Below are 12,021 nucleotides of genomic sequence, written 5' to 3' on the forward strand. Positions count from 1 at the left end.
TCTTGCGGGAAACAGAATATTCAGTTTTGTTTGCCGTTTTAGCTAACTAAATCACGGCAACAATTCATAAAACAAGCAGTTGGCAGAAATGCCTTTAACCAAAATAAAATCTGTTCAATTAAAAATACAACCTGAATAGAAAATCAGGTTGTATTTTTACTAAAATAGATGCTTAAATAGCTCAAACATTATTCCCTATAGCCCCTCGCTCTTGGTATTTGTGTCCCGCTTTGATAACTTTTTCCTTGTTCTCCAACTATGTCATCATAAAAGCGATAATAATTACCATAACCATATTCAGATTCTAAAACCCTGCGTTTGTCACGCATTTGATTGAACTTTTTAGCCGCTTCTTTTTGGTCTCCAATCAGGAAGAAATAATCATTGCTAGAAACCATTTTTCCCGAGGTATCTGTTAATTGAAGCTCAACGAACACACGGGTATCCACGTTATTCATCACATTGGCAGAGATATCTTTAAACTTCTTGGCACTATTTGCCTTAACAGTTCCGATGCTAAAAATTTGAGAGTCCAATTCCATTCCTTTTTCGTTTTTAAAAGTAATGGTAGCCTTACAGCCTTTATAGTCTTCAAACAAATCATTAACCACCCATAATTCGCCTGTAAAGGGTTCATTTTTAGACCATCTTCGTTTTTTAAAACCTAAATTAATCAATAAGGGCTGGTAAGCTTTTTTAACAAAATTATACGAACGTTTAGGGACCTGATAATTATCGACGATGCCCCATTTCATATCTGGCCAGTATGTAATAAAATGACATAAAGCAATACCGCTTAAATTAGGTTTTTGTCTTCTAAAATATTCTATCCCGTTTTGAAATATAATACCTTGGGTATCTTGGGAAGCGTTCACAAACTCTTCTAAAGAGCCTATTTTTTCATCTCCAAAAACATCCCAGTTTTGCATTCTTAAACGAACTAAATCTGCCCAATGATGCCCCCAGCTTAAACCAGGTGGCCATAATTCGTCTTTTGGAATAAATTTCTTCAGGCTTTCTACCGAGGGCACCGAGGTAATAGCAAATTCAGGTACTATGGGATACTCGAGTGTTTGCAACCAGTCTTCATGTAAAAAAGTACCCATATCATAAAAATAGCGCAGTGCATGCACGGCTTCTTTAGGCTTGAAACCAGCTTCTTTAGAGACTTCGCAAGTTAATGGAGAATCGGGGACATAAGGTAGGTTAACATAGGTTTGCAAAGAGTCACCAAGTCGTTCTAAAAACGCTCTGCCAAATTGAGCATCTCTGGTTCGTAATAACATTTCCTCGCCGCCCTCCATCATAATTAATGAAGGGTGGTTTCTACGTTCTTTAATAACACGTACGCCCTCATTAAAAATTTCTGCCAGTTTTTCCTCTTTATCAGGAATATTACCTGTGCCTAAAGGAATAATGTCTTGCCACACCGTAATACCCATTTCATCACAGTACTGGTAAAACTCTGGAATTTCTGGCGGATGCCATCCAAAAATTCTAATATTATTCATATTGGCATCTTTAGCAAGCTGAATTAATTTTTTATATTCATCAATAGACGTTCTGCCTGTAAAAATATCTGGTGGTCCGCCCCAACATGCCGATCGAATAAAATGAAACTTCCCGTTTATATATGTGGACCTCGGGAAACTTACATCAACATTTTTTACAAAACCAGGATTCCACTTTGAAGTCACTTCTCGTATTCCAAACGTAATTTCTTTAAAGTCTTGATTCATTTTCCCTTCCTTAAGAGAGATCCTAGCCTTGTACAAATTCGGTTTCCCCATATCCCAGGGCCACCAAAGTTTTGGTTTTTCTAAATGCACCGTGTAATCAATTTTATGAACACCTGGTTTTACTATAGAGGAGAATTTTACCTTTTTAATGTTTGAAGTAAAGTTTTTGCCTTCAAGTGTCGCAATAAAATTCATGGTTTTGGTTTCTGTATCTGTATTTTCAACAGTGAGTTCTAGTTTGACATCTGCAGAACCGTTTTTATTTATTTTAGTGTTAGCATAAACATCTTCAAAACGCACTTTCCCCGAAGATATCATTTTAACAGGCCTAAAGATTCCGAAAGGCACTAAATCTCTCCAATAATCACCAAACCAAGGTGTTTTTTTGCCAGCAACCAAAGCATTTACTCTTGGTGGTGGATCTAGTTTTATCATGAGCATATTTGTACTTTCCAAACGTTTCTTTGATATGCGCAAATACTTCGTTACATCAAAAGAAAAACCAGAAAAAGCACCTTCATGTCTTCCTAAATAATGACCATTTAACCAAACATCGCACGCGTAATCTACACCTTCAAAAACTATTTTAACCACCTTATCACCAACGGGCTCGCTTACATGAAATTGATGTGCATACCACCATTCGTACTGCTGTACCCATTGGGCCTTAACGCTATTTCTTCCAAAATAGGGGTCTTCTATGGCGCCTGCTTTCCACAAGTCTGTATAAACATCCCCAGGAACTTTTGCATAATTCCAAACAAGTGTTTCTATATCTTCGGGAGGCAATTTTGGTAAGCCCATTTTTACCCCTTCGCCAGGCAGCATCATTTTCATGGTCCATTTAACACCGCTTAAATCTCGAATTAACTGACTGTTTTCACTATGGGAAACCATGGTGTTTGGCTGTGCAAAAGAAGCAGTAATTGTACATGCCACAATCACTAAATTTATGAGCACCGACTTGATAAGTTTTGAAGAAATAATCATCTTTAATGTGTTTTTTCAAAAGTATTAACCACAAACTGTACTAAAGATGACATTAGTCAGTTTGCTTTTAAAACTTTTTTTGATAATTACTATCTGGGTATACGTATAAATATAATGATTCTGTATTGAAATACATTACGATGTATATAAAATTAGCTCTAAAGCAGACCTGTTTTTGCGATAACTTATAGATTTTTCTGTTTAGTTTGTATTTGATAAATTAGTTGTTTGAAGTACGCAACAAATCTAAAAGAAATGAAAAAACTACTATTATTATTGTTAGTCACTAAAATGGGGTTTGGACAGGATATCAAATACCTTTCTGAAAATTATGAATTTAAAAGTGGCGACATAGCCTTTATGTTTGGAGACGATGTTAAACTGCGCGAACAGCCCAATACGCAATCTGAGGTATTATCACTTTTAAAAATAGGAGACCAAATAGAAATTATAGAGAAATCGGACTCGCATTTGCTTTTTGATGGGATTCAATCGCCATGGTATAAGGTTAAACATCAAGATAAGGTTGGGTTTGTGGTTGGAGGACTCATTTCACTCGATAAAAAAGTAAACGGTGGTTTAACGTATCTTATTTCCTTAAAAAAAGAAGGGGCTAATTTATTATTTTTAAAAACAAGGCTTGTTGAAAAAGGCAAAGCATATATAGAAAATGTTTCGCAACTTGAAACTCACGATTTTTCAATTGAAGCCTATGGAAATAAAGGTATAGACAATATTAAAAGCGTTTTTTTAATAGATTATCTGGCCGAATCTTGCGGTATCAATGGTGGTGGTATTTATTTGTTTTTTAATGGGGCTGAATTGATAGAAGCAATAAAATTTGCTAGAATGGCCGATGCCGATGCTTATTGGTTTAAGGAAGAATATATCTTTCCATCTGATAAAAACGGAATAAAAGGAAAGATTTTATACAAAAGGGAAGTTGGAGAAACCAAAGAGTATGAAACAGAATGGGTAGAAACTAAATTAACCCAGCGTGTTTTAGAATGGAAAGACAATCAGGTCTTTCCAAAAATTGAACTGTAATAAACCTCACGAAACAGGATCTTTATATTTTACGCTAGTGTATTTTTAGTAATTATTAACTCTCAGAACGACTCCGAATAATTTTCTATTACAAAATCCCCCCAATTGGCGATCGATTGAATTAAGGGAACTAGCGTTTTTCCAAATTCAGTTAAGGAATATTCAACTTTTAGAGGTGGTTTAGAAGTATAAACCTTTCTTTTTACGATACCATCTTCCTCTAATGTCTTTAATTGCAAACTTAAAGTACGTTCAGTAACCGTAGGCATTAGTTTTCTCAGTTCGTTATACCGTAGGGTGCCTCCAATCAAGTGATATAAGATAACCGTTTTCCATTTTCCACCAATAAGCCCCATGGTTAAACTTGCGCAACAAGGGTAATCTTTTCCTTTAAATTTATACATGATTAGAATAAAAATCTATACTATCCTTTTTGACCGTTATTGCAAAAATATTAAACTATACTTAGTTTTGCAACTATAAAATATATAGTATAATTAAAAATATAGAATATGAGTTTTATCGAAGCCATGCAACATCGGTACACAACAAAAAAATACGATGCATCTAAAAAAATAGAAAATCAAAAAATAGAAGCATTAAAAAAGATTTTACATTTAAGTCCATCTTCCATAAACAGTCAACCTTGGAAATTTACTTTTGTCTCAGATAGTGATATAAAAAAGAAACTTTCGGAGGTGTCCTGGCTGAACACCAATAAAGTTCTCGATTCTGATACGGTTGTAGTATTTAGTCGAATTAATAACATAGCCTTATTTGAAAAACAAATAGAAGAAGGACTTCCTAAAGGAGCAGTTGATTATTACAAGGAATTCATAAAGCCACAATCTGAGGAACAAATAAAAGCTTGGTTTGGGAAGCAGGTTTATTTAGCTTTAGGCGTTTTATTAAGCGCTTGTGCAGAAATGGGCATTGATGTGACTCCAATGGAAGGTATCGAACAAAAAAACTATGATACGATATTAAATCAGACAGATTACTCCACACTTGTGGCCGTAGCTATAGGTTATAGAGATCAAGACGATTTTAACCAACCGAGTAAAAATCCAAAATCTAGAAGAGATATCAATAAAGTAATAGAAACAATTTAAAATCAAAGAAATAATGGCAAATCAAAAATTAACAATCGTAGCAAAAATACTAGCTAAAGAAGAAAAGAGGGATTTAGTGAAAAATGAATTGCTGAAACTAATCGACATCACCAAAGCAGAAAAAGGGTGTATAAACTATGACTTGCACCAAGACAATCAAAATGGCAATTTGTTTCTGTTTTACGAAAATTGGGAAAGTCGAGAATTATGGCAAGAACATATGAACAATGCCCATTTAGCCGATTATATAAAAGCAACCGATGGTGCAGTTGAAAAATTTGTTCTAAATGAAATGACCCATATAGGGTAGAAAATCTGTTTATAATAAAAATGAGATCATCATCTGGATCTATTATAGACTCAAAAAGAACTGTTTCAGCGTGTTCCTCAGCACTATATAGCCTCCAGAAATTTCCTTTTCTATTTTAATAAATTATTGTGAAGTGTATTACTTCACAACGAATCTAACTTTTTTATCTCCTAAGGATAAAGTGTAAATACCTGTTGACAAACCGTTTACATTTAAGGCTGCTGTTGTATCATTCTCATTTACTTGAATGTCTCCACTCATAACGAGTCTTCCCGCTGAGCTAATTACATTAAAAGTATGTGCTCCTTGAGCCAATCCAAGAATATTTAATAATTCATTGGTCGGATTTGGATAGACAGATAAGACCGCTGCATCATTCGCCTTTGGGTTAACAGATAAGGCAGTTGGATTATTCGCCTTATGAGATTGCTTGTTTGTATTTCCCACTTGAGTAAAAGACCACTGTTGATTTTGATTACTCGTATTGGAGGCCCACATTTGAACATTTTGATTATTAGCTCCTCCAGGATTACCGTCAATAGCAAAGCCAATAGCATTTCTTTTTTGAAGATGAAATAACCCATTACCTACAGATAATTTTTTGAACTGTTGGTTTTGATTAGTATCGCTACATGTCCAAAGTTTTACGTTTTTACCATTGCCGCTACCATTGCTGCCATCAATACAGAAATTAGTATTTTTCTTCTTATATGAGTAAAAACCATTACCTCTACTGATTTCTTCCCATTGTTGATTGACATTGTTTTGATCATAGGCCCATAGTTTCACATTTTGTCCGTTTGCTCCACCAACATTGCCATCAATAGCAAAGCCAATAGCATTACTTTTTCGTATCGTTACAATTGGATTGCCTACATTACCATCAGAAACAGTAAACGGCCTGAAGATTTCTTTGGTGTTACCTGAGTTGTCAGTAGCCACTGCTTTAAGTATATAGTTTCCTGGACTCATGTTTTTGAGTACAGGGTCATTTTGACCTGTAGCATTCCATTCGTATGGTGCCACATTTTCTTGACGAACTAATGTATTGTTCAAAAACAACTTGACATGACTGATGTTGCCATTAGCATCAGAAGCATTAACTTTTACATACACGCTTGCTGGGTTACTGAAGTTTTGCTGGTCGGATGGATTAACAAAACTAGCAGAGATACCATTACCTCCCCCTCCTCCAGGTACTGGTACATTTGCTTTTTGAAATCCAGTCCCTTGAGAACCAGCCAGTACATAAGGATTGTTTTCATTAGAGACGTCGACCGCATTGAATAATGGGTAAGCAGCTCCTTGATTTTGTTTTGACCAAGTTGCACCTCCGTTATTCGAAAACCATACACCATTACTACCATCTCTAAGTCCACCAGAACCCATAGCACTAGAGGAAGTAGCATAAATTATATTCGAGTTTTTAGGCATGATAGCCACTTTTCTCATATACTTATCCGTTAAGAGTTTTTCCCAAGTATTACCTTTGTTTTTACTTCGGAAAAGACCTCTGTTTTCCCCGTCTCCGAGTACCGTTACATATACCCAATTTGGGTTGTTGGGATCTGTATCGATATCGTAGATGCCTTTGTATCTTTGGTTTCTAATGCTAAGGTCATTATTGTCTGCAGGTAGATCATTGAGATTGTTCATTCGACTCCAGTTTTGTCCACCATTGGTAGATCTCCAAAGGCCTTTAGTTCCACCAGCATAAACCAGATTACCGTCAAACTGATCTACAGCTGTAAACTGGCAAAATTTATTGTCTAAAACTCTAGACCAATTGCTACCATCATTGGTACTTTTGTAAACATCTCCTTCTTCCACTACATACATTGTTCTATTATTGGTGGGGCTATTTACATCTAGGGATAGTCCATTGATACGGCCATTTAGGGGTATTCCATTATTTGATTCACTCCAGCTTGAACGCTCTCCTTTATTGGTGCTTTTCAATATATAACCTTCTCCAATCGTAACCCAGACTACATTCTCTCTATCAGGGTCGGCTACGACAGACGTACCGTTTCCTCCTCTACCATTGCCCCATCCGTATTTCGAATCGTCTGTATTACAGTTTTCCCAAGTTTGTGCTTTGTCTAAACTTCTCCAAAGTCCCATATCACCTAAACAGAAATAAATAATGTTAGGATTTTTGGGACTGATCATCATGTCTATGTTAACCATATTGTCTACACCGGTACTTTGCCATTTACCAGGAGATACTTCGTTGGAGTGAAGTATGTCAAATGTAGTGCCTCCGTCTTTAGATCCATTGACCCATTGAGAATTAATCCAATAATAATTATTAGGGTTAGATAAATCTTCTGCTACGGTTCTACCGTATCCATCTTTTACAGAGTTATAGGTGCGCTGGGTCTCCCCATGAAAAGCCGTCCCCCATGTCCCTACATCACTCGTCTTAGTGAAAGTAGCACCACCATTTGTAGATACTCTAGTTCCCGATTTAGGATTCCAGGTAGCTACCACAATAGGGTCTATGATGGTAATTTTAGAGGTCGTCGGGTGTACAAAAATAACACCTCCCTGATCTTGGATTTTAGTCCAGCTGTTGCCTCCATTTGTACTTTTATACAATTTACTATCTCTTCCGTCCATCCAAAACTGATTAGCACAATCGGCCTTGACTGTTGTTAGATATAATGTAGAAGGGTTTTGTGGGTCAATAGCCATGTCTGCTACTTCAGTAAATCCTTCAAAATTAGAAGTCGTTTTGTTTTGCCAAGTGACTCCGCCATCGGTGCTTTTATAAACATCAGCCACCGAGCAAACAGGTCTTCCTCTACCTGTGATAGCGTAGACAGTGTTTCCTTCCGTTGGATCGACCACCAGTTTGATGATCCTAAGGTTAGGGAAGTTGGTATCAACTTGCGACCAAGAGTTACCGGTATTGGTGGTTTTATAAATTTGCGCGTTGGTGGTATTCCAGTTACCCTGATGTCTAGAAGCGTACCCCATCCATGGCTTATCTGTACTGAACTCAATATCTGTGATGTATCCACCACCACCTAATACGCTTTGCCAAGAGTCTCCACCATTTGTAGTCTTGTGTATTCCGCCTCCAGCTATAAACATGATGTTGCCATTTGTTCTGTGAAAACCAAGACCAGATACATGAGTACCATTAAACCCTCGACTGGCACCACAGACATCCCAAGTCTGACCACCATCCCTACTTCGGTAGGCTCCGCTGAGATCACTACCAGCTAATACGATTCCTGATTTACTGGCTCCAACACAACCAAACCATCCACCACCACCAGGGTTTGTGCGTGTCCAATTGTGAGTTTGTGCACTCACGAACGATGAAATAAATAAAAGACATGCAGAAAAAGCTATTTTCCAGATATCTCGGTTTTTAATGAGCAGGTTTTTAATTTTAATCATAGTAGAATGAAATTTAATACTTGTTTTGTAGATTCATTTTTGGATTTATACATACTTTCGAGTCTGTATATACCATCGATAATTGTACTGATGCGTTTTTTAGATCGATATTTCTATCTTTAAATCCTTCTAAAAATCTTCAATATCAATTTTTGGCACTCTAACTTGGGGCTTACTTAATTGGATTACTAAAAAAAGCAATACTATCCTGTAGTTTTTTTCCCAGAAGTATTCTAATTAATGCTTCAATTTATAGACTAATATTTCAATATTTGTCTATTTAAAAACGTATCGGTTAATTCTAAACAGAACATTTTAAATAAATTGTAGCTTAAAAGTTTCGATACAAGTAAATGATTATTTTAAAAAAAAGTGTTCTTCTGTGTAAATTTTAAGTCTCTATTTGTAAATATTTGTTTACAATAAGTAGCAGGAGTACTACTTTTAATGAAATCTAAATTAACTACATAATTAATGACATTACTTAATATAAAACTAAAACATTGGAGCTTATGTCTTTTAAAATAAGTTTATCATCTTTAATTTAGATTCAGTACTTCTGTTGGGAGGTTTTAGCCAACCAAGTAAAAATCCAAAATCTAGAAGAGATATCAATAAAGTAATAGAAACAATTTAAAATCAAAGAAATAATGGCAAATCAAAAATTAACAATCGTAGCAAAAATTTTAGCTAAAGCAGAAAAAAGAGACTTAGTAAAAAACGAGTTGCTAAAACTAATCGACATTACCAGGGCAGAGAAAGGATGTATAAACTATGACTTGCACCAAGACAATCAAAATGAAAATTTGTTTCTGTTTTTCGAAAATTGGGAAAGTCGCGAATTATGGCAGGAACATATGAACAATACACACTTAGCCGATTACATGAAAGCTACCGATGGTGCTGTTGAAGAGTTCTCTCTAAATGAAATGACCTATATAGAGTAGAAAATTTGTTTCAGATAAAAAATGTCCACATTTCATTGCGTATATTAAACTTTAGCTCTTTTAGGATACGTTTTAATAGCGATTTGAATTATAACTCAAATCGCTATTACTTTTATTTTGCACATTTCTCTTCAGGGAGGATCCACAAAGAAATATTTTAAAACAATGACAGACTTAATCGAGAATATTAAACAATACACATCACTAAATAATGATGAGATCGTAGTAATTGAGAACGCTGTAGAAAAGCGCATTTACAATAAAAATGAGATCATCTTTACCGAAGGAAGAATCGCTAATGAAATCTATTTTGTAGCCAAAGGTTGCGTGAGGCTTTTTTACAATGTAGAAGGGAATGATAAAACCGCCTTCTTTTATACAGAAGGAAAATTTATTTGTGCAGGAGAAAGCTATACGTTTAATATTCCTGCTATCGAAAATTACCAAGCCATCGAACAAACAGAAATTTACGTGTTTACGAAGTCTACAAACGAATTACTCTTAAAAGAAGTCCCAAAACTTGAAATCATAGCGCGAATTGCAACAGAAAATGAGCTGATAACCTGCCAAAAGATAATTGCATCCTTTGTGACAAAATCCCCAGAAGAACGTTATCTGGATTTATTACAGACCCAAAAAGAACTGTTTCAACGTGTTCCTCAGCATTATATAGCCTCCTTCTTAGGCGTATCGCCAGAAACACTCAGTAGAATTAAAGCCCGCGTACGCAACAAAAAACGTTCTTGACGATAGTCAAGGAAAAACAGTGTATCAGTATTTAAATTTGAAAAAAAAATATGGATACAAAAAAAGTTTTAATAGCTGGTGCAACAGGATACTTAGGGCAGTATCTGGTAAAAGAGTTGAAAGAAAGAGGGTATTGGGTTCGGATTTTAATACGTAAGGAAAAGCAAAAAGAAATATTCAAAAACGTTGATGATTTCTTTATCGGGCAAATAACAGAACCTGATAGCCTAAAAGGAATAACAAATAAAATAGATTGGGTTTTCTCTACAATAGGCATTACACGGCAAAAAGATGGATTAACATATATGGATGTGGATTACCAAGGGAATTCCAATTTGCTTAAGGAAGCTCTAAAAGATGGGGTAAAATCGTTTCAATATATTTCAGCAATAAATGGAGACAAGCTTAGACATCTCAAGATATTTGAAGCAAAAGAGAGGTTTGTTGATGAGTTAAAAAGTTCTGGAATCAATCATTCTATTTTACGCCCTAATGGTTTCTTCTCCGATATGAAAGATTTTTTAAAAATGGCTAAAAGTGGCAGAGTATACCTATTTGGACATGGAAATTTTAAACTCAACCCTATTGACGGTGAGGACTTAGCAAAAGTTTGTGTAGATAAAATGATTGCAGGAGAAAGAGAAGCTTCTGCTGGTGGCATGGAGATTTTCAGTCAAAACGATTTGGCAAAACTTGCATTAAAAGCTTGGGGAAAAACTATCAAAATAAGTCACTTACCCGATTGGTCAAGACGGTTTGTTATATGGATACTACGAAGATTTACTTCTTCAAAAACGTATGGGCCAATTGAGTTTTTTCTAACTGCGATGGCCCATGATAATATTGCAGATCAATATGGTAACAAGCGACTTGAAGATTTTTTCGACACGGAGGTAAAAAAACAAGTCCTGTGAATTCAATTTAGTTTTTTAATAAAGATAATAGTAACGAGATAACTAATTATACGGTTTTTTGGTTCCTAGCTCCCATGATTAAAAACCAGAGACAAAGTGAAATTTCTCCAATATCTGCTGGCACAGTAATATTTTCCAAAAAGACAGACTGCATGTTCGGATAAAGGAAAAACACAACAAAATCTATCAAATCCCCGATGCAACCCAGTATTAAAAACACACCAATTATTTTTGGGGCTAACCCCGATTTAATAATCATATAACCCAACGGAAATAAATACAACCCATAGAATATTTGATTTATAAAATACCCTTTAGTATGAATGTTTTGAAAAAACATAGATAAAACCTGCAATTGTTCTGGTGCAAACGCAGAGGAATAAGAATTATTCACCATTAATTCCAAAGCAGAAAATTGGTTTAATGCGTTTTGGCAAAACATGGCAACAGATATGATTACACATAATAACAGGAATAACGAAATGTTTTTGCTTACAGGCTTAAAAAGCAAGAATAGAATATATGCATAGAAAAAGAACATGGTAGACATCACTAAATCACTCACAAAGCCAAGGCGGAATAGCCATTGATTTTCAACTACATTCTGAGTTGTGGCTATTGGATCATTAGGTACATAAAGTTTTTGTCGAACAAAAAATTCGGCAAAAATTCCTGTAACTGCAAGAATTAAAAAAAGTAAACCTGCTAATCTTCCCATTTTCTTATTTGAATACATTTGTTGATTTTTTAAAGTTATATTTAGATGACGAAGCAATGAACAATTTGTTACTTTGAAAGAATACT

General features: G+C 35.2%; 10 protein-coding genes. 6 read left to right on the forward strand and 4 right to left on the reverse strand.

Features of this window, described 5'->3' with window-relative positions; genetic code table 11:
- Positions 1-188: 188 nt before the first annotated feature.
- Positions 189-2,729, reverse strand: a complete 2,541-nt coding sequence (locus HHX25_RS19350; RefSeq protein WP_169676852.1) for a beta-mannosidase — start codon at positions 2,727-2,729, stop codon at positions 189-191.
- 255 nt (positions 2,730-2,984) lie between these two features.
- Between HHX25_RS19350 and HHX25_RS19355 the strand changes: the two genes are divergently transcribed.
- On the forward strand, positions 2,985-3,776 hold the full coding sequence (locus tag HHX25_RS19355) for an SH3 domain-containing protein (RefSeq protein ID WP_169676854.1): 792 nt from the start codon (positions 2,985-2,987) through the stop codon (positions 3,774-3,776).
- A 62-nt stretch (positions 3,777-3,838) separates the two neighbouring features.
- Here HHX25_RS19355 and HHX25_RS19360 read toward each other — a convergent pair whose 3' ends face one another.
- A complete protein-coding gene (locus HHX25_RS19360) occupies positions 3,839-4,180 on the reverse strand; it encodes a winged helix-turn-helix transcriptional regulator (protein WP_169676856.1) in 342 nt (113 codons plus the stop codon).
- 108 nt (positions 4,181-4,288) lie between these two features.
- Between HHX25_RS19360 and HHX25_RS19365 the strand changes: the two genes are divergently transcribed.
- Positions 4,289-4,888 (forward strand): nitroreductase family protein, encoded by a 600-nt coding sequence (locus HHX25_RS19365; RefSeq protein ID WP_169676858.1) that lies wholly within the window; start codon positions 4,289-4,291, stop codon positions 4,886-4,888.
- Positions 4,889-4,901: 13 nt separating this feature from the next.
- Positions 4,902-5,198, forward strand: coding sequence for a putative quinol monooxygenase (locus tag HHX25_RS19370; protein ID WP_169676860.1), 297 nt, complete (start codon positions 4,902-4,904; stop codon positions 5,196-5,198).
- 138 nt (positions 5,199-5,336) lie between these two features.
- Here HHX25_RS19370 and HHX25_RS19375 read toward each other — a convergent pair whose 3' ends face one another.
- Positions 5,337-8,609, reverse strand: coding sequence for a VPS10 domain-containing protein (locus HHX25_RS19375; RefSeq protein WP_169676862.1), 3,273 nt, complete (start codon positions 8,607-8,609; stop codon positions 5,337-5,339).
- A 650-nt stretch (positions 8,610-9,259) separates the two neighbouring features.
- On the opposite strand from HHX25_RS19375, the gene HHX25_RS19380 reads away from it, so the two are divergent.
- The 3 genes from HHX25_RS19380 to HHX25_RS19390 all read left to right on the forward strand — a co-directional run bounded on the left by HHX25_RS19380 (position 9,260) and on the right by HHX25_RS19390 (position 11,217).
- Entirely contained in the window at positions 9,260-9,556 is a 297-nt protein-coding gene (locus HHX25_RS19380; RefSeq protein WP_169676864.1) for a putative quinol monooxygenase, read from the forward strand.
- 165 nt (positions 9,557-9,721) lie between these two features.
- The gene (locus tag HHX25_RS19385) at positions 9,722-10,303 is read left to right on the forward strand and encodes a Crp/Fnr family transcriptional regulator (RefSeq protein ID WP_169676866.1); all 582 of its coding nucleotides are present in this window, start codon (positions 9,722-9,724) and stop codon (positions 10,301-10,303) included.
- 50 nt (positions 10,304-10,353) lie between these two features.
- Positions 10,354-11,217, forward strand: coding sequence for an SDR family oxidoreductase (locus HHX25_RS19390; RefSeq protein WP_169676867.1), 864 nt, complete (start codon positions 10,354-10,356; stop codon positions 11,215-11,217).
- A 46-nt stretch (positions 11,218-11,263) separates the two neighbouring features.
- Here HHX25_RS19390 and HHX25_RS19395 read toward each other — a convergent pair whose 3' ends face one another.
- Entirely contained in the window at positions 11,264-11,953 is a 690-nt protein-coding gene (locus HHX25_RS19395; protein WP_169676870.1) for a DUF4386 domain-containing protein, read from the reverse strand.
- Between the last annotated feature and the right edge of the window lie 68 nt (positions 11,954-12,021).

Source organism: Flavivirga algicola, from assembly GCF_012910715.1.
GTDB classification, from domain to species: domain Bacteria; phylum Bacteroidota; class Bacteroidia; order Flavobacteriales; family Flavobacteriaceae; genus Flavivirga; species Flavivirga algicola.